Below are 17,953 nucleotides of genomic sequence, written 5' to 3'. Positions count from 1 at the left end.
GCTGTTGCGGTGTCGCCGTGGCGAGGGCTGTCTGGAGGAGCTCCCGCCGCAAGGCCGCCACCTCACCCGTACCGGCCCCCAGCCCCGGCCGCCAGTCCCCCGGGCGGATGAGGAGCGTGCCCGGGTAGTACCAGGAGGCGTAGCCCTCGGGGCTCTCGAGCGGCTGGGGAGCTCCGGGGGTGGTGTTGAATTCGGCGCTGTAGCCCCGCCAGCGCCCGTCCCTCCCTGGGAGGATGACGCGCGGCGTGCTTCGGGGAGCGGTGCGCACGCGCAGCTCTGCCCGCTCCAGGGACGTCTCCTCGGTGAGCAGCAACTGTGTGCGCACCTGGACGCTGGAGCCGTCGGGAAAGTAGAAGCGGCCCACCACACTGCCCGGGGCGAGGACGGGCGAGCCATCCGTGACACGGTAGCTCGTCTGAAAGCGCGTGGAGCGCAGGGCGACGGCCTTGCGCAGGGGCTCGGCGGCTTCGCCGAGGGAGGGCCAGTCCTCGTCCCGCCAGGGGCCGAGTGCCTGCAGGTAGCGGTCGAAGTAGCTCCGCCCGGCCCCGTCCGGAATGTCCGAGCGCTGGGCCCAGCGCAGGCCGCGTTCCACGAGCGCGGCGGCCGCGGCCCTGTCCGGGGCGCCCGCCGAGAGCTGGGTGCGGCTCCAGGCGACATCCGCCTCCAGTTGCGCCTCCAGGGCACTGCGCATGACGGCGAGTAACTGAGGCACGAGCGCTGGCGGGTGGCGTACGCGCACGCAGACCGGGACGCCCTCCAGAGCGCTGGAGGGGGGCGCTCGGGGCTCGAGGTCGAAAGCGCCGGCCGCCGCGGCCTCCCCGAAGAGACGTGAGGCGATCTCCTCACGCGAGGCGTACCCGGGCACCCAGAGCAGCTCGGGCCGCTCCGGGTCCACTTGCACGGGGAAGGAAGCCTCCCGGGCCGGGAGGAAGGTGAGCGCGTCGTCCTCCCCGTCCTCCGGCGTGCCCTCCGTCTCGAGGTGCTCGTCGTCCAGCCACTCGGGTTGAATCTCCACCGTGGGGGGAAGGCGCCAGGTGCGCACCAGGGCGGGCTTGCCCGAGTGCCTGCCGCCCCACGCATAGGTGAGGGTGAGCAACTCTCCGGCGCCCACTTCCTCCGGGACGTCCACCTCCACCTCCTCCCGGCCCGGCTCGGGGCTCACCAGCCGGGGCAGCGGTGCGGGCGGATGGCCCCGGCGCGGCTCCACCCACAGCCGCGTGCCTTCCCCCCAGTTGAGTTCGCCTGCGGCGACAACCTCATCGCCTGCCTCCACCACGAGGGTGCCGGGGTCCATCACCTGGAGGGAGAGCACGCCGCCTTTCCAGTCCTCAAGGCGGGGACCGAGGGCTTTGGCTCGTGCGTGCACCTCGCCCGAGAGCGTCATCCGCACGCGTCTCGACTCCTCGCCGGCCGCGCTCATGCTGGTGAGAAGATAGCTCGTCACCCAGAGAGCCCGGAGGGTCTTCGAACAGGGGGAGCCTCGCACCCCAAGGCTCCCCCGCGTATCCCACCTCAAGACGGAGCCCAGGAAGCCCTCCCCGCCCCAGAACTTCGGTCCTCTTTCGTCATGGTGCCGGCCTTTCCTCCTGGAGAAACGACCCTGAAGAATAAGGATACGGGACGCATCCAATGCCCTGACGGCACCTGGTTGCCCATCTGCGGAGCCGCCGTCAGTACGTGGGAGGCAGTTGCAACCCCTGGAGCGCCGCTCCCGTCCCAGGAGGGCCCTCCCATCCAGGTGCGCGTGGTTCTTCTCCGTCATTGCGTGGCGCTCCGTTGGAATCACAACCCCCCTGGAGGATAGCCAACGGACCTGCCTACCCTTCAGGAGGGCGGGGGTCTTCCTCCGCCGGGTGCACCGCCGTGCCGACTCCACGAGCCATCCCCTCCGCTTGACGGGCCGGGTAGAGGAAGCGGGCCCCGGATGCCTTTTTCCAGGCGGGCCGAGCGTGCCGACCCTGGAGGGGATGGCGCCCTCGCGACGATCCAAGACTTCCGCTCGTGCGCGCCTGAAGACGTACCGCGCCAGGCGTGACTTCTCCCTCACCTCGGAGCCCGCTCCGGAGGTCCCGGCTCCGCGCGGTGCGGGCGGCCCCCTCTTCGTGGTGCACAAGCACGACGCCACCCGGCTGCACTATGACCTGCGGCTGGAGATCGACGGCGTGCTGGTGAGCTGGGCCATTCCCAAGGGCCCCAGCTACGACCCGGCCGACAAACGGCTCGCCGTCCAGACCGGGGACCACCCCCTGGCCTACGCCACCTTCGAGGGCCGCATCCCCGATGGGGCCTATGGAGCCGGCGACTCGCTCCTGTGGGAAGAGGGCACCTTCGACACCGTGCCGCCGGGCCATGCCTCCGAGCAGCGCGCGCGCGGCCGGCTGCACGTGGTGCTGCGGGGGCACAAGCTCGAGGGCGGGTGGCACCTCATCCGCACGAGCCCCATGGGCAAGAAGGCCCAGTGGCTGTGCTTCAAGGCCAAGGATGGCACCGAGCGGCCCGGCTACGACGTCACCGGGGAGCACCCCGAGTCCGTGAAGTCCGGCCAGCGCGCCACCCGCGGGCCCGCCCGCCGCACCCGGCGCACCGCCGCCCCACGTGCCCCGGCGAAACCCGTGCGCGCCTCCCGTCCCTCTCGCGCGAAGGGGAGTGCCCGCACGCCCGAGGCGCTGCTCGGCGAGGTGTGGCCGCCCATGCTCGCCACGCTGGCCCAGGTGGAGGCCACCGCCGGCGCCGGCTGGCGCTTCGAGGTGAAGTACGCGGCCGCATCGCCCTGCGGTCGCGCAATGGGAATGATCTCTCCTCGCGCTTCCCCACCCTCTTCCAGGTTCGATGACCTCATCCAGCTGGCCACCTCGCTGCGGCGCCACCTGGAGGCGCTGGGGCTGACGAGCGTGCCCAAGACGTCCGGCAAGCGGGGCCTGCACGTGCTGGTGCCGCTCGCGCCCGGGCACACCTACGCGCGGGCGGGGGCCTTCGCCCACAAGGCCTTCGAGGCGCTCGCCGCCGAGCACCCGCGGCTGGCCACCGTCGAGCGCTCCAAGGAGCGGCGCGGGGGCCGGCTGTACCTGGACGCGGGGCAGAACGCCTGGGGCAAGACGGTGGTGGCGCCGTACTCCCTCCGGGCCCTGCCCCACGCGCCCGTGTCCACGCCGCTGGCCTGGTCCGAGGTGACGCCGAAGCTCAATCCCACGCGCTTCACCCTGGACAACGTTCGACGGCGCCTGGACGAGGTGGGAGACCTGTTCGCCCCAGCGTTGGCTGGCGGACAGACGCTTCCATCCGTTTGAGGCCGGCTCGGTGGTAGCGTGCGCCGCCTGTGAGCGTGAGCACGGTGATTGACGGAGCCGATACCCTTCTGCGGCCGAGGGAACTGGCCGCACGACTGGCCGCCGGTGGGCGGGTGGAGCAGGCCCTGGCCGAGCTGCGGAAGCTGGAGCAGCAGGGCCACCCCGAGGAGGCCGCGGCGGGCTTCGAGGCGCTCGCCCGGGCCTGGGCGCAGGGCAGCCAGCTGCTGCGCGCCATCGTCGCGTGCAAGGAGCTGCTGCGGCTGGAGCCCCAGCACACGCGCACGCAGGCCTTCATCGCCAACCTCTACGCGCGCTACCCGGTGCGGCCCGAGCCGGGCGCGGCGGACCAGGTCTCCGCCGAGCTCGAGCTCCTCCCGGAGCGGGAGGATCCGGTGGCGGTGCCCCTCTTCTCCATGCTGTGCCGGGATGCCTTCGTGGCCCTGCTGGAGGCGGTGGACGTGCGCACGTATGCCTCCAGCCAGCCGGTGATGCGCGAGGGGGACCCGGGCGCCTCCATGTTCTTCATGGTGGAGGGGCGGGGAGACGTCTGGCGGCTGCTGGAGGGCAGGGGGCCGCAGGAGGGGCCGGTGGTGGAGGGCGCCGTCTTCGGGGAGATGGCCCTCATCACCGAGGGGCCCCGGTTGAGCACCGTGATGCCGTCGGCGCCCTCGGTGCTGTTGGAGCTGACGCGGGCGCGGATGGCGGAGCTCTCCCGGAAGCACCCCCTGCTGGAGCGCGTGGTGCAGGCCTTCTGCCGCAAGCGCGCGGCGGACAACCTGCTGCGCACCCACCCCATCTTCTCCCCGCTCCGTCTGGAGCAGCGGCGGGCGCTGGCCCGGGAATTCCAGCTCCAGCGGGTACCGGCGGGCACCACCCTGCTCACCGCCGGCACCCTGGGGGATGCCCTCTACCTGCTGCTGCGCGGCCGGTGCACGCCCTTCCACATGCACCCGGACGGGCAGGAGACGCCCTACCCGGTGCTGCGCGAGGGGGACGTCTTCGGGGAGATCTCCCTGCTCATGGACAAGCCGGTGACGGCCATGGTGCGCACGGACGTCCCCTGCGTGCTGCTGCGGCTGGAGCGCTCCGCCTTCGAGCGCCACATCTTCAGCCAGCCGGGCATGCGCGACGCGCTGTTGAAGATCGGGACCGAGCGCCTCCAGCGCACCGCCCGGATGCTCGGGGAACGGTAGCCGGGCCTCCCACCGGGGGGCCCTCACGGCCAGTGAATCCCGCCCGGACCGTCCGCTCCTGGCAGTGCCCGCAAGATCCTTTTGCAAGCCGCTTTCGGGGGGCCTAGAAGACCCCCGGAGATTTCCAGCGGACGGAAGGACGGCACTCACATGACGGACAGTTTCAAGAGCAAGAGCCAGCTCAAGGTCGGCTCGGCCACGTACGACTTCTACAGCCTCGCGAAGGTGGGCAAGGACCACGCGTCCGTGGCCCGCCTGCCCTTCTCGCTGAAGATCCTGCTCGAGAACCTGCTGCGCCACGAGGATGGCCGCGTGGTGAAGCGCGAGCACGTGGAGAAGATGCTCGCCTGGAACCCCAAGGCCGAGCCGGACACGGAAATCTCCTTCCACCCGGCGCGCGTGCTGCTGCAGGACTTCACCGGTGTGCCCGCGGTGGTGGACCTGGCCGCCATGCGCGAGGCGCTCGCCGCCATGGGGGGAGACCCCGCGAAGATCAACCCGCGCAACCCGGCGGACCTGGTCATCGACCACTCCTTCCAGGTGGACGTGTTCGGCACCACGGACGCCTTCCGCGCCAACGCGGAGCTGGAGTTCGAGCGCAACCAGGAGCGCTACGCCTTCCTGCGCTGGGGCCAGAACGCCTTCAAGAACTTCCGCGTGGTGCCCCCGGACGTGGGCATCTGCCACCAGGTGAACCTGGAGTACCTGGCCCAGGTGGCCTTCCGTCAGGGCAACGTGGTGTGCCCGGACTCGCTGGTGGGCACTGACTCCCACACCACCATGGTCAACGGCCTGGGCGTGGTGGGCTGGGGCGTGGGCGGCATCGAGGCCGAGGCCTCCATGCTCGGCCAGCCGATTACGATGCTGATTCCGCAGGTGGTGGGCTTCAAGCTGACGGGCAAGCTGCCCGCGGGCGCCACCGCGACGGACCTGGTGCTCACCGTCACGCAGATGCTGCGCAAGAAGGGCGTGGTGGGCAAGTTCGTCGAGTTCTACGGCAACGGCCTGCAGAGCCTGTCGCTGCCGGACCGCGCCACCATCGCCAACATGGCCCCCGAGTACGGGGCCACCATCGGCTTCTTCCCGGTGGACCAGGAGAGCCTCAACTACCTGCGCTTCACCGGCCGTCCCGAGGAGCTCGTCGCCCTGGCCGAGGCCTACTTCAAGGAGCAGGGCCTCTTCCACACCGCCAACACCCCGGACCCCGTCTTCAGCGACACGCTGGAGCTGGACCTGTCCACCGTGGTGCCCAGCCTCGCCGGCCCCAAGCGCCCGCAGGACCGCGTCACGCTCAAGGACATGAAGGGCGCCTACGAGAAGTCGCTCGTGGAGATGCTGGCCGCCGGCAAGAGCAAGGGCGAGGACGACGAGGGCGGTGGCAAGGCCAAGGCCCCCGCGGCCCCGGTGCCCCCCGAGCGCCTCGAGCAGACCGTCACCGTGAAGGCCGGCAACCAGAGCTACGAGCTGGGCCACGGCGCCGTCGTCATCGCCTCCATCACCTCGTGCACCAACACCTCCAACCCGGCGGTGCTCCTGGGCGCGGGCCTGCTGGCCAAGAAGGCGGTGGAGCGCGGCATCAACGTGAAGCCCTGGGTGAAGACGAGCCTCGCCCCGGGCAGCCGCGTGGTGACGGACTACCTCAAGGAGGCCGGCCTCATGCCCTACCTGGAGGCGCTCGGCTTCCACGTGGTGGGCTACGGCTGCGCCACCTGCATCGGCAACTCGGGCCCCCTGCCGGACCCCGTCGCCGACGCCGTCACCTCGGGCGACCTGGTGGTGGCCGCGGTGCTCAGCGGCAACCGCAACTTCGAGGGCCGCATCAACCCGCACGTGCGCATGAACTACCTGGCCTCCCCGCCGCTCGTGGTGGCCTACGCGCTCGCCGGTGAGGTGGGCAAGGACCTGGACACCGAGCCCATCGGCACCGACCGCAACGGCCGCCCCGTGTTCCTCAAGGACATCTGGCCCACCACCGAGGAGATTGGCCAGTTCATCAAGTCCGCGGTGAAGCCCGAGCAGTTCCGCACCCAGTACTCGCGCGCCATGGAGGGCGACCAGCTCTGGCAGGCGCTCCAGTCCGGGGGCGGCAACACGTTCAAGTGGGACCCCAAGTCCACCTACGTGCGCAAGCCCACCTTCCTGGAGAACATCCCGGCCGAGCCCAAGCCGCTCGTCGACATCAAGTCCGCCCGGGTGCTCGCGCTGCTGGGTGACTCCGTCACCACGGACCACATCTCCCCCGCCGGCAACATCGCCAAGACGAGCCCCGCGGCCAGGTACCTCATGGACCAGGGCGTGCAGCCCAAGGACTTCAACTCCTACGGCGCGCGCCGCGGCAACCACGAGGTGATGGTGCGCGGCACCTTCGCCAACATCCGCCTGAAGAACCTGCTGGTGCCCGGCGTGGAGGGGGGCGTCACCGTCCACATCCCCACCCGCGAGCGGATGAGCATCTACGACGCCTCCATGAAGTACCAGCAGGAGGGCACCGCGCTGGTGGTGCTCGCCGGCGCCGAGTACGGCACGGGCTCCAGCCGGGACTGGGCCGCCAAGGGCACGGCCATGCTGGGCATCAAGGCCGTCATCGCCAAGAGCTTCGAGCGCATCCACCGCTCCAACCTCATCGGCATGGGCGTGCTGCCCCTGCAGTTCGAGGCGGGCCAGGACGCGCAGAGCCTCGGCCTCACCGGCCACGAGACGTTCGAGATCACCGGCATCTCCACGGACCTGGCCCCCCAGAAGAAGCTCACCGTGAAGGCCACCGGCGAGGGCGGCACCAAGGAGTTCACCGCCCTGTGCCGCATCGACACGCCCAACGAGCTCGACTACTACCGCCACGGCGGCATCCTGCTCTACGTCATGCGCCAGCTGGCCAAGGCGTAGTCGCGTGTAGGCTTCACACTTCCACGCTTCCCATCCAGGCGGCCCGGCGTGCCCTTCGCGGCGCGCCGGGCCGTCTGCTTTGGGGCCGAAGCAGTGTCCTCGAATGAACCGTTGTAGTATCCGGGGCCCCGGCGGCACGCACCAGGCCGGAGGCCGCTGGACACACGGTATGGGTACTGAGTCGAATCCAGGCAACGACACCGCGCAGGACGCGGAGCAGGATCTCCAGCAGCGGTTGAGCCTGGCGACGCCTCAGCACACCACGCGGGGCTTCCTGTTCTCCTCGCTGCTGCGGGTGGTGCGGGAGCTCGGCGGGGACGAGGCGGTGGTGCAGCGCTGCCTGGCGGCCAGCGGCGAGAAGTCCTTCGTGGAGTTCTTCAACTACCCCACGCGCTCGCTGCTGCTGTTGCTCTCCGCCGCGGCGCGCTCGATGAGCACCAAGCTGGGCAGCTACGAGGAGGTGCTGCGGCAGATCGGCTTCAAGGCGGGCTCCAGCTACATGGAGACGCCGGTGGGGCGCACGGCGCTGCAGCAGGCCGGGAGCACGCCCCAGCAGTTCATGATCGCCCTGCAGACGCTCTACTGGGTGCTGACGACGTACGGGAAGCCCGCGCTCACCTGGCCCGGGACGAACCGGGGCGTGCTCACCATCGAGGTCACCTTCATGCCGCTCGCCTACCACGTGGGTGGGGCGCAGGCGATCGCCAAGCGGCTGGGCGTGAAGAACGTGAACATCAGCGCGCGCAAGACGGGAGACCTGAGCATCGCGCTGGAAGTGTCCTGGTAGGAGGGTCCTGGTAGCAGGGCGCCTCACCCCTCCTGGAGCCGGGCCCAGGCGGCGCGGTAGCGGGCCAGCCGCTCCGCGTCCCTGGCCGTGACGGCCGGCAGCCGCCGCACGTCCATGTTGTCCTCCAGGTCCGCCCGCTTCACCCGGCGCGCGAGGGGGTGGGGGAGGACGCGCTCGATGAAGGCCTCGTACGTCTCGCCCTCGCGCTTGGTCAGGCAGTCCAGCGCGCTCAGCACCTCCTCGGGGTAGCCGAGCCCGCGCAGCCGCTCCAGCGTCCAGGGCGAGTCCTCCACCACGTCGTGCAGCACGGCCACCATGCGCTCCGTGTCCGTCTCCAGGCGCATCATCACGCGCAGGGGGTGGAGGATGTACGTCTGTCCGGCCTTGTCGCGCTGGCCCCGGTGGGCCTCCACGGCCAGGGCGATGGCGTCTTCCAACGTGGGGGTGCTCATCACCAGAGTCCCTTCTTGCTGCGCTGGGCCTTCTTCTCGCCCTCGCGCTTCTTGGTGTCCAAACGGCGCCGCTGCGAGCCCTTGGTGGGTTTCGTCTTGTGGCGTTTCTTGGGCACGTAGGTGAGGACCTGGAGGCCCTCGCGCAGGCGCTCGAGCGCGGCGCCCTTGTTCTGCGACTGGCTGCGGCGCTCGGTGCCGGTGACGGACAGGCCCGTGGGCGGGTGGGTCAGGCGGACACCACTGGCGGTGGTGTTGCGGTGCTGGCCGCCCGGGCCGGAGGCGATGAAGAACTCCACCTCGCAGGCGCGGAGCAGTGCGTCGTCATCCAGGGCGAGCGCTTCCAGCGCGGCTTGTCGGCGGGAGGGATCGACGGTCATGAGGGGGCCAACCGGGTTCGAGGGGTGTCTTCCGCACCGCGCCTGACGGAGCGGAGCAGGCGGGTCTGACGTCGCTCCGGGTGCGATGACGCGGCATTCCAGGCTGGCGGCTTCCCCATGGGATACGGGGGACACCTGGAGAGTCGTGTGTCACCCAGTTGCTTATAAGTCAGGGTTGTCTGCATATGAGTGTGCTCACTGCCTGACTGGCGGAGTCAGGAACGGGGTCTTCAGGACCCGGGTGAAGCACGGGGGGGCTGTGTGTGGATGACGCAAGCCTTGCCTCGAATCCGCCGTCACCGAGGCACGAACGAGAGGGATGCATGATGGGGAGCACCTTGTCGAGGAGCCTGCTGGTGACGCTCCTTCTGGCCGTGACCTCGATGGTGGTGGGATGTGGGGAGAGGGAGGGGGAGGATGAAGGGGCGCTGGGACAGCGAGGGGCGCCCATCACGGTGCAGGGGATGCCCTACCGCCTGGCGGCGGGGTTGGGGCACTCGCTGTACGTGCTGCCGACGGGGACGGTGTGGAGCTGGGGCAACAACGCCCAGGGGCAGCTGGGGGAGGGGAGCACCACCCAGCGGCTGAACCCGGTGCAGGTGGCGGGGCTCACGGGCATGACGGCCGTGGCGGCGGGCAACAACCACTCGTTGGCCCTGAGCGACACGGGCCGGGTGTGGGCCTGGGGTGGCAACGGGGAGGGGCAGCTGGGGGATGGCACCACCACGCAGCGCCCCACTCCCGTGCAGGTGCCGGAGCTCACGGACGTGAAGGCCATCGCCGCCGGCAACCTGCACTCGCTGGCGCTGAAGACGGATGGCACCGTGTGGGCGTGGGGCACCAACGCCTCCGGCCAGCTGGGGGAGGGCACCCACACCAGCCGCAACGTCCCGACGCAGGTGCCGGGGCTGACGCGGGTGTCGGCCATCGCGGCCGGGGACACGCACTCCCTGGCGCTGCGCGAGGACGGCACGGTGTGGGCGTGGGGGAACAACGCCTCCGGCCAGCTGGGGGATGGCACCACCACCTCGCGCACCGTGCCGGTGCGGGTGCTCGGCCTCACGGGCATCGTGTCCATCGCCGGAGGCGGTGCCCATTCCGTGGCGGCGCACGGCGACCGCACGGTGTGGGCCTGGGGTGACAACTCCCGGGGACAGCTCGGAGACGAGGGGACGGAGCCGTCGCCCACGCCGGTGCGGGTCCACGGCCTGACGGACATCGTGTCCGTCGCCAGCGGGACGCACCACTCCGTGGCCCGGAGCGGCGACGGCGCCGTGCGGGTGTGGGGTGACAACGGCCAGGGCCAGGCGGGCCAGGCGCTCCCCGGCCCGCTGCGCCTCCCCGTGCAGGTGCCCGGTGTCAATGCCCAGGCGATTGCCTGTGGCAACGCCTACGTGCTGGTGGGGCGCGGCGATGCCACCGTCCAGGCGTGGGGCGCCAACTCCTTCGGCCAGCTGGGCCATGGCAGCGCCAGCTGGCGTCCCGTTCCGGAGCAGGCGCGGGAGCTGTCCGGCATCTCGGCCGTGGCCGCGGGGGACGTCCACGCGCTCGCGCTGCGGCCGGATGGGACGGTGTGGGCCTGGGGTGACAACGGCCAGGGCCAGCTGGGGGACGGGAGCTTCTCCCAGCGCCCGCTGCCGGTGCGGCTGCCGGGCCTGTCGGACGTGAAGTCCGTGGCGGTGTCCAGCTACCACTCGCTGGCGCTGAAGAACGATGGGACGGCGTGGGGTTGGGGTGACAACTCGTTCGGCCAGCTGGGGGAGGGCCCGGGCGGCAAGCGCGCCACGCCGGGACAGGTGCCGGGGGTGTCGGACGCCACGGCCCTCGCCGCGGGGGGCTACCACTCGCTGGCGCTGAAGTCGGATGGGACGGTGTGGTCCTGGGGCGACAACACCTACGGCCAGCTCGGGGATGGCACCACCTCCTTCACCGCGCGCCCCACGGCCCAGCGTGTCCTCTCGCTCTCGGGTGTCACCCGCGTGGCCGCCGGCCTCTACCACTCGCTGGCGCTGAAGTCGGATGGCACGGTGTGGGCCTGGGGCGACAACGCCTACGGCCAGCTCGGCGAGGGCACCACCACCGCGCGCAGTGCGCCCGTGCAGGTGCCGGGGCTCTCCAACATCGTGTCCATCGAGGCCGGGCCCTTCCACTCGGCGGCGCTGCGCGTGGACGGCACGGTGTGGATGTGGGGGGACAACTTCTACGGCCAGCTCGGGGATGGCACCACCCACCCCCGCTCCCTGGCGGCCCCGGTCGCGGGCCTCACGGGCGCCGTCTCGGCCCTCTCCTCCCGGGGCAGCCACGTGCTGGCCCAGGGCGCCGATGGTCAGCTCTGGGCGTGGGGGCGCAACGCGACGGGCCAGCTCGGCCTGGGCACCAACACCTCGGTGAGCACCCCGGTGCGCGTGCCGGGGTTCTCGCGCGTCACGGCTCCCTCGGCCGGTGGCCGGATGTCCGTCGTGCTTCGCGAGGGGGGCACCGTCTGGACCTGGGGTGACAACACCTATGGCCAGCTCGGCAATGGCGCCACCAGCGTGTACCCCTTCCCCGTGCAGGTGCGGGGCATTCCGCGCCCCGCGCGGCTCTCCGCGGGCTCCGGCCATTCGCTCTACGCGCGCAACGACGGCATCGTCTCGACCTGGGGCAGCAACAGCGACGGGCAGCTCGGCGTCGAGGAGGTCTCCTCCAGTGAGTCCTTCTTCCTGCTGGCGGAGCCCCGCTCCGTCGAGGTCGTCTCGGCGGGCGGCTACTTCTCCCTGGCGCTGCGCGTGGACGGCACGGTGTGGGCCTGGGGGGACAACTCCTCGGGGCAACTGGGGGATGGCACCACCACCTCGCGCGCCACGCCGGTGCGGGTGCAGGGGCTCACCAACGTCATCGCCCTCTGGGCGGGCAGGAACCACGCCCTGGCGGTGCGCGTCGATGGCTCCGTATGGGCCTGGGGTGACAACGCCTCGGGGCAGCTGGGGGATGGCACCACCACCTCGCGCACCACGCCGGTGCAGGTGCAGGGCCTGCTCGGCGTCAAGGCCGTCGCGGGCGGCTCCGGCCACTCGCTGGCGCTGCGCTGGGACGGCACGGTGTGGGCCTGGGGCGCCAACGCCTCCGGCCAGCTCGGGGACGGCACCTTCTACTCGAGCCGTGTTCCGGTGCCGCTGCCATCTCCGGAGCTCACGGGCGTCACGGCCATCACCGCCGGGAGCGTGCACTCGCTGGCGCTGCGCGAGGACGGCTCGGTGTGGGCCTGGGGTGACAACAGCACCGGCCAGCTCGGGGACGGCACCACCACCGCGAGCGCCACGCCGGTGCGGGTGGTGGGCCTCGAGAGCGTCACGGCCCTCGCGGCCGGCCAGGCGCACTCCCTGGCCCTGCGGAGCGATGGGACGGTGTGGGCCTGGGGTGACAACACCTTCGGGCAGCTCGGGGACGGCACCGCGACCCCCAGCTCCCTGGCGGCCCAGGTGCAGGCGCTCGCGGGCGTCGATGCCATCGCCGCCGGTGGCTCGCACTCCCTGGCGCGGAAGTCGGACGGCGCCATCACCAGCTGGGGCGGCAACGCGTACGGACAGCTGGGGGATGGCACCGCGGGCTTCCGGCTGATGGAGCTGGAGTAAGGCTCACCGGAGTGCGGCTCTCCGCGCCAGGTGCCTGCGGCGCGGGAGCTTGCCCTCCTGGAACAGGTAGCGGGCGAGCCTCTGGCCGAACGTCAGCAGCACGAGGCCCACCAGCAGCTGGGCGCCGAGGATGATGCGGTTGACGTCCACCGCCGGCATCCAGCGCACCTTGCCGTTGCGCAGGACGAAGGCCCCGGCGGGCCGGGCGTTCAACCCGAAGCCGCTGCCGTAGCCCTTGCCGGTGCTCTCGGCCCCCTGCGCCCCCTCGGCCACGGGGCCTTCTCCACCGCCTCCCCCGCCGCCTCCCGTCACCCGGGCGGCGGGGATCAGCGTCACCGCACCCTGTTGGATGGGCTCTCCGAAGACACGCCGGACACTGAATGCGTCGCGAGCCCTGTCGATGACCTCGTTGACGTCCATGATGGGACCCCCCGTGCTCGAGCTTCTCCAGCAATGAGGTAGGCACCCGTCAGGGGGTCAGCACCCGCGGAGGCGCCATCCCCGGCGCTCGTCCGGAGGCCCGGGAGGCCCCGGAGGGCCGGGCGGGCGGCTCCCGGAGGGCCGGGGGGGCGCTCTCCGGATGATAGCCGGACCCTCTCATTTCGAGAGGTTCGAGCCCCTGGGAATGACCCGGCGCATGTGATTCCAGGGGGTTGCACGTTGGCAGGCGGGTTGCTCCAGGGAGAGGCCAGAGAGGCACTTCCCTCGGAGACGACTTCCATGGCCATCGAGACCTGGCGCATCGACACGCAGCACTCCTCCATCGGTTTCACCGTGCGGCACATGGTGGTGGCGCGGGTGCACGGCCGCTTCACCCGCTACGAGGGGAGGCTGTTCACGAACGGCGACCTGCTGAAGGCGCAGGCGGAGGTGAAGATCGAGGCGGCGAGCATCGACACGCAGGTGGAGGCCCGGGACAACCACCTGCGCTCGCCGGACTTCTTCGACGTGAATGCCTTCCCGCGCGTCATCTTCCGCAGCAAGCGCGTGCAGGCGGTGGGCAAGGACCGCTACGCCGTGGTGGGGGACCTGACGCTCAAGGACACCACGCGCGAGGTGACGCTGGAGACCGAGTTCCTCGGCCGGGTGACGGACCCGTACGGCACGGAGCGGCTGGCGTTCAGCGCGCGCACGAGCGTGGACCGCAAGGACTTCGGGCTGACGTGGAACAAGGCGCTGGAGACGGGCGGGGTGCTGGTGGGCGAGCGCATCGACATCGAGCTGGACGTGCAGGTGGTGAAGGCGGCGGCGGCGGAGAAGGCGGCGTGAGGCGGAGGGAGGCTGGCCGGGGCCCGTGCCGGCGTGAAGTCGTCGGTGGGTTGCTGGCCGGCGTGACGGGCCTGATGGGCGGCATGGAGCTCGCCCGGGGCGAAGCGCCATCGGCGGCCCGGGCATCCAAACGGATTGGAGACAAGGAGTACCCCATGTTGATCGTTCGACCCTCTGAAGCGCGCGGCCATGCGAACCACGGCTGGCTGGATTCCCACCACACCTTCTCGTTCGCGGACTACTACGACCCGAGTTTCATGGGCTTCCGCGCGCTGCGCGTCATCAACGAGGACCGGGTGGCGCCGCGCAGTGGCTTCGGCACGCACCCGCACCGGGACATGGAGATCATCACGTACGTGCTCTCGGGGCAGATCGAGCACCGGGACAGCATGGGGACGCTGGGGGTGCTGCGAGCGGGAGAGCTGCAGCGGATGACGGCGGGCACGGGGGTGCTGCACAGCGAGATGAACCGGAGCAACGAGGAGCTGCACTTCCTGCAGATCTGGATCCTCCCCGAGCGCCAGGGCCTGACGCCGAGCTACGAGCAGAAGGCCTTCACGAAGGAGGAGCGCCAGGGCCGCTTCCGGCTGGTGGTGTCGCCGGAGGGGAAGGACGGAGCGCTGAAGGTGCACCAGGACCTGAGGCTGTACAGCACGTTGCTGGGGAAGGGCGAGAAGACGGAGTACGCGCTGGCACCGGGCCGGCACGCGTGGCTGCAGGTGGCGCGCGGGGCGGGCACGCTCAACGGCGTGGAGCTGAAGGCCGGGGACGGAGTGGCGGTGGCCGACGAGGGGCGCCTGGTGCTCTCGGCGACAGAGCCGCTGGAGGCCCTGCTCTTCGACCTGGCGTGAAGGGGGAAGAGAAGTAACCTGGAGGTGGGTTCATCCGTAGAGGCAGGTGGAGGAGACACCATGAAGCCAGCCGGACACGTTGAAACGCCCACCTCCCGGTTGCTGCCGGTGGACGCGATGGCGCCCACGCGGGTGGAGACGGCCACCTTCTCGTTGGGTTGATTCTGGGGCCCGGACGCCCGGTTCGGGCGTCTCCCTGGAGTGATTCGGACCCGTGTGGGCTACACCGGCGGCAGCCAGCCGGACCCGACGTACGAGCAGCTCGGGGACCACACGGAGTCCTTCCAGCTCGACTACGACCCGGCGCGCATCTCCTACGAGACGCTGCTGGAGTGGTTCTGGAAGGAGGCCGATCCGACCGAACGTCCCTACAGCCGCCAGTACATGGCGGCGGTGTTCTACGCGGACGAGACGCAGAAGCGGTGGGCGTTGGCGACGGCGAAGCAGGCCATGGCGGGGAGGCGCGGACCCATGCTCCTGCCCATCCTGCCGCTGGGCACGTTCCACCGGGCCGAGGACTACCACCAGAAGTACTACCTGCGCCGCTACACGGACCTGATGCGCGAATTCAGCGGCTACAACGAGCGCGAGTTCGAGGACTCCACCGTGGCGATGTGGCTCAACGCCTGCGTGGGCGGCTACCTGAAGCGCGAGGAGTTGGAGGCCGAGGTCGAGCGCCTCGGGTTGCCGGAGGCCGAGCGCCAGCATGTGCTGAAGCTCGGGAAGGCGGCCCTGGCGCACCGCCGCCGGTGAGGCCGGGCGCGGGTTCGATTCCCGCACCCACTCCTGACGAGGAGGCGTGGAGCATCTTGGGGGACAGGAGCAACTCGCCCGTGCCGGAGTCCTGACGGTCCCCTCTACTTGCCGTCGTTGCGCGCCGTGCCCAGGCGGCCCGTCCGGGAATCGCCATCCACCTCGGCCAGCTTGCCCTGCTCGAAGGCCCGGACCACCGCGTTGAAGATCTCCTGGTCGCTCGCCTTGGGGTTGTTCTTCAGCACGTTCACCGCGACCTGCCGGCCGATGTCGTTGTTGTGCAGGTCCATGCTCTTGTCCACCACCGACGTGTTCTTCGGGTTGTTCTCGTGCGCGTCGGCCATCTCCCGGGCCTTCTGGCTGGCCGCGTTCAGGTCGCCCAGGGTCAACGGGTTGTCATAGGCGCGCTTCACCATCAGCGCATTCCACGTCGCGTGGCGCAGGGCGTTGCCCACCCCATTGCCCCGGATGTCCAGGTCGGAGCCCTTCATGGTCCGGCCGGCATGGGCGCTGGCGAGCTGGTCCGCCGTGTCGGCGGCATCGCTGAATGGCTTGGCCAGGTGCAGGTTGGTGCTCAAGAAGCCCTTCTCGGCATCCGACAGGCTGCCGAACCGCTGTGTCAGGCTGTTGATCGCCCTGTTCAGGTTGTTCAACCCCTGCTGAGCCCCCTGGGTCGCGCCCGTGAAGGCATCCACGGGGTTCGGAATCCGGAGCTGGGCCACCTGCTTCGTCGCCGCCGTCGACAGCTGCTTCGCGGTCTGCACGACGTTCTTGTTTCCAGTCAGGCTGCCCAGGGCGGCGAAGGCATTGTTCTTCAAGGACCTGATCATGGGTTTTCTCTCAAAAATGTGAGGCGATGTTCCTGATTAGCCGAGAGGGTCCACGGCTGTTTCCTGCCCCGGCTTCATTGACGCTGAGATGACGAAGCCTTGATGGCCGGGCGTCTCCGCGGATGGCGTAGAGGCAGGAGAGAGCCCTGCTGCACAAGGCGCTGCGCGCCGAAAGCGTAGACGCGGAGGAAGGCGATGAACGACAAGGTTCGAGCCACGCATCTGGAGCGTCGAGCGGTGGTGTACCTGCGCCAGTCCACGCTCAGGCAGGTTCACGCTCGTGGCCCGCTGCCCGCGCGCTCGCGGGCGCGATGGACGAAGCGCGTTGCCACTGTGGCGCCGAAGTCGTGCGCCCGGTGCCCCGGCTCGTTAATGGCTGGAAAAGCACCTTCCGGCCGTGCCGTCTCGACCCGCCCCTCCTGCCGAGGGGCCCACTTGGAGGTTGGTATGCACAGAGTCACCGCGTGCCCCGCGCAGTCCCTCCCGCGCGGGTTCCCAGCAGTACTTGGGCCCTGGCTCGCTCTGTGCATCGCCTTGTTGCAGACGGGAGCCGCACGGGCGGAAACCCAGCGCCCCTTGCCGTCGGGCCTGAGCCTGCTCGGCGAAGGGGGCAACAGCGTGGCCCGATTCACTCTGGGCGGCTCGGGCCTGGCGGTCGAGCCGGTGGCGGTCACCCCGCTGATGCCGTCCGCTCCCGAGGTGGGAGCGCCCTGGTCGGACTTCGACATGGCGCGCGTCCGCCGCGCGTCGGCCCTCGGCGGGAGGCCCTTGGCGCAGCCAACGCCCTTGCGCTGGAGCTCGGGCTCCCTCCACGGCCCCGTGCTCCTGGGCCAGGAGGACTCCGCCCGCGTCACCCCGGCGCTCATGGTGGCCACCAACTGGTGGCTGGCCTACCGCTACCGCACCTCGTACGACATGACCCTGCTCCATCCGCTCTTCACCGTGGGGCTCGCCCTCAACGGCGACCTCCTGTGAGGCGGGCCCTCCTTGGCGCTCCCGCACTCGGGCGGAGAGGCCGCGGTGGCCGGGAGCACGGACGGGAGGACGTCACCGGAGCACGGAGGCCACGCGCCCGGACCCCTCACCCGCGCCGGCCAGCGCCCGTGCGAGCAGCCGTCGCAGCCGCTCCCTGTCCGTGGAGTCCACCCCATCGAGCTCGACGAGGTGCAGGGCCCGCTCGAGCAGCGCCGTTGTGAGGCCCCCATCACCTGGCCCAGCCCGCTCAGGGCCAGGGCCATGTTGCCCTCCGCGCCGAGCGTGTTGGAATCGCGGACAGCCCCTCCTGCTGTTGGAAGCGTTGCCGTAACACCAGGTGCCAGAGGTCTGCCCAGCTCTGCTGGAGGTTCTCCGCGGCAGTGCCACTCACTGCCCAAGCGACTGGGGCGGCGGCTTCGCGCTGAAGGCGGGCGAGTAGCACTCCTCTTGATGCTCGTAGAGGACGTCCGGGCACGGGGCCTTGAGCTTGTGCGGCAACCAGCAGGCGCCGATCAGCTCGACCTCGGCGTAACGGGTGCAGGGCGGGCGCTTCTGCCCCTTGAAGGGCTCACGCGGCAGCGGACGGGCGAGCACGAACTCCCCAGCATCCGCGGTGTCCACGAGTCCCCCATGGGTGGGCTGATCCGGATTTCCACCTTCCGTGAGTTCCTCGTCGCTCATG

At 70.7% G+C, this 17,953-nt stretch carries 13 protein-coding genes and 2 pseudogenes; 9 read left to right on the top strand and 6 right to left on the bottom strand.

Going from position 1 to position 17,953, the window contains the following annotated elements:
* Positions 1-1,444, bottom strand: a 1,444-nt coding sequence (locus VFZ09_RS44240; protein ID WP_329733865.1) for a hypothetical protein, incomplete at its 3' end; no start/stop codon positions are given.
* A gap of 523 nt (positions 1,445-1,967) precedes the next feature.
* Here VFZ09_RS44240 and VFZ09_RS44235 point away from each other — a divergent pair.
* The 4 genes from VFZ09_RS44235 (at position 1,968) to VFZ09_RS44220 (ending at position 8,150) form a co-directional block, all read left to right on the top strand.
* Complete coding sequence (locus VFZ09_RS44235; protein WP_329733864.1) at positions 1,968-3,287, top strand: DNA polymerase ligase N-terminal domain-containing protein; 1,320 nt, start codon at positions 1,968-1,970, stop codon at positions 3,285-3,287.
* A gap of 44 nt (positions 3,288-3,331) precedes the next feature.
* Positions 3,332-4,480 carry a cyclic nucleotide-binding domain-containing protein gene (locus VFZ09_RS44230; protein WP_329733863.1) on the top strand — a complete coding sequence of 383 codons (1,149 nt, stop codon included), beginning with the start codon at positions 3,332-3,334 and terminating at the stop codon, positions 4,478-4,480.
* A gap of 150 nt (positions 4,481-4,630) precedes the next feature.
* Complete coding sequence (gene acnA / locus VFZ09_RS44225; protein ID WP_329733862.1) at positions 4,631-7,363, top strand: aconitate hydratase AcnA; 2,733 nt, start codon at positions 4,631-4,633, stop codon at positions 7,361-7,363.
* 169 nt (positions 7,364-7,532) lie between these two features.
* A complete protein-coding gene (locus VFZ09_RS44220; RefSeq protein ID WP_329733861.1) occupies positions 7,533-8,150 on the top strand; it encodes a TIGR02265 family protein in 618 nt (205 codons plus the stop codon).
* A gap of 23 nt (positions 8,151-8,173) precedes the next feature.
* Here the strand turns inward: VFZ09_RS44220 and VFZ09_RS44215 are convergent, their stop codons facing one another.
* Both VFZ09_RS44215 and VFZ09_RS44210 read right to left on the bottom strand, forming a co-directional pair.
* The gene (locus tag VFZ09_RS44215; protein WP_329733860.1) at positions 8,174-8,602 is read right to left on the bottom strand and encodes a GTP pyrophosphokinase; all 429 of its coding nucleotides are present in this window, start codon (positions 8,600-8,602) and stop codon (positions 8,174-8,176) included.
* Positions 8,602-8,979 carry a peptide chain release factor-like protein gene (locus VFZ09_RS44210; protein ID WP_329733859.1) on the bottom strand — a complete coding sequence of 126 codons (378 nt, stop codon included), beginning with the start codon at positions 8,977-8,979 and terminating at the stop codon, positions 8,602-8,604. Before VFZ09_RS44210 ends, VFZ09_RS44215 begins: the two co-directional genes overlap by 1 nt.
* A 323-nt stretch (positions 8,980-9,302) precedes the next feature.
* On the opposite strand from VFZ09_RS44210, the gene VFZ09_RS44205 reads away from it, so the two are divergent.
* Positions 9,303-12,593, top strand: coding sequence for an RCC1 repeat-containing protein (locus VFZ09_RS44205; RefSeq protein WP_329733858.1), 3,291 nt, complete (start codon positions 9,303-9,305; stop codon positions 12,591-12,593).
* 3 nt (positions 12,594-12,596) lie between these two features.
* On the opposite strand, the gene VFZ09_RS44200 is transcribed toward VFZ09_RS44205, so the two are convergent.
* Positions 12,597-13,013 (bottom strand): GerW family sporulation protein, encoded by a 417-nt coding sequence (locus VFZ09_RS44200; protein ID WP_329733857.1) that lies wholly within the window; start codon positions 13,011-13,013, stop codon positions 12,597-12,599.
* A gap of 300 nt (positions 13,014-13,313) precedes the next feature.
* Here VFZ09_RS44200 and VFZ09_RS44195 point away from each other — a divergent pair, with 300 nt between their 5' ends.
* The 3 genes and pseudogenes from VFZ09_RS44195 to VFZ09_RS44185 all read left to right on the top strand — a co-directional run.
* A complete protein-coding gene (locus VFZ09_RS44195; RefSeq protein ID WP_329733856.1) occupies positions 13,314-13,862 on the top strand; it encodes a YceI family protein in 549 nt (182 codons plus the stop codon).
* Between the two features lie 155 nt (positions 13,863-14,017).
* The gene (locus VFZ09_RS44190; protein ID WP_329733855.1) at positions 14,018-14,713 is read left to right on the top strand and encodes a pirin family protein; all 696 of its coding nucleotides are present in this window, start codon (positions 14,018-14,020) and stop codon (positions 14,711-14,713) included.
* Between the two features lie 174 nt (positions 14,714-14,887).
* A pseudogene (locus VFZ09_RS44185) lies at positions 14,888-15,466 on the top strand (peptide-methionine (S)-S-oxide reductase MsrA); the annotation flags it as partial.
* 104 nt (positions 15,467-15,570) lie between these two features.
* Here the strand turns inward: VFZ09_RS44185 and VFZ09_RS44180 are convergent.
* A complete protein-coding gene (locus VFZ09_RS44180) occupies positions 15,571-16,296 on the bottom strand; it encodes a DUF6973 domain-containing protein (RefSeq protein ID WP_329733854.1) in 726 nt (241 codons plus the stop codon).
* Between the two features lie 618 nt (positions 16,297-16,914).
* Between VFZ09_RS44180 and VFZ09_RS44175 the strand changes: the two genes are divergently transcribed.
* Positions 16,915-17,271 (top strand): hypothetical protein, encoded by a 357-nt coding sequence (locus VFZ09_RS44175; protein WP_329733853.1) that lies wholly within the window; start codon positions 16,915-16,917, stop codon positions 17,269-17,271.
* Between the two features lie 387 nt (positions 17,272-17,658).
* Here the strand turns inward: VFZ09_RS44175 and VFZ09_RS44170 are convergent.
* Positions 17,659-17,953 (bottom strand): annotated as a pseudogene (locus tag VFZ09_RS44170) (hypothetical protein); the annotation flags it as partial.

The organism is Archangium sp. (assembly GCF_036277355.1).
Classification (GTDB): Bacteria; Myxococcota; Myxococcia; order Myxococcales; family Myxococcaceae; genus Archangium.
This window is presented reverse-complemented; position numbering and strand designations above follow the sequence as displayed.

What these genes read in the sequence shown, in the direction of transcription:
- VFZ09_RS44235 (WP_329733864.1), top strand. Translation starts at nt 1,968, where the DNA reads ATGGCGCCCTCGCGACGATCCAAGACTTCCGCTCGTGCGCGCCTGAAG.
- acnA (WP_329733862.1), top strand. Translation starts at nt 4,631, where the DNA reads ATGACGGACAGTTTCAAGAGCAAGAGCCAGCTCAAGGTCGGCTCGGCC.
- VFZ09_RS44220 (WP_329733861.1), top strand. Translation starts at nt 7,533, where the DNA reads ATGGGTACTGAGTCGAATCCAGGCAACGACACCGCGCAGGACGCGGAG.
- VFZ09_RS44215 (WP_329733860.1), bottom strand. Translation starts at nt 8,602, where the DNA reads ATGAGCACCCCCACGTTGGAAGACGCCATCGCCCTGGCCGTGGAGGCC.
- VFZ09_RS44210 (WP_329733859.1), bottom strand. Translation starts at nt 8,979, where the DNA reads ATGACCGTCGATCCCTCCCGCCGACAAGCCGCGCTGGAAGCGCTCGCC.
- VFZ09_RS44205 (WP_329733858.1), top strand. Translation starts at nt 9,303, where the DNA reads ATGATGGGGAGCACCTTGTCGAGGAGCCTGCTGGTGACGCTCCTTCTG.
- VFZ09_RS44200 (WP_329733857.1), bottom strand. Translation starts at nt 13,013, where the DNA reads ATGGACGTCAACGAGGTCATCGACAGGGCTCGCGACGCATTCAGTGTC.
- VFZ09_RS44195 (WP_329733856.1), top strand. Translation starts at nt 13,314, where the DNA reads ATGGCCATCGAGACCTGGCGCATCGACACGCAGCACTCCTCCATCGGT.
- VFZ09_RS44190 (WP_329733855.1), top strand. Translation starts at nt 14,018, where the DNA reads ATGTTGATCGTTCGACCCTCTGAAGCGCGCGGCCATGCGAACCACGGC.
- VFZ09_RS44180 (WP_329733854.1), bottom strand. Translation starts at nt 16,296, where the DNA reads ATGATCAGGTCCTTGAAGAACAATGCCTTCGCCGCCCTGGGCAGCCTG.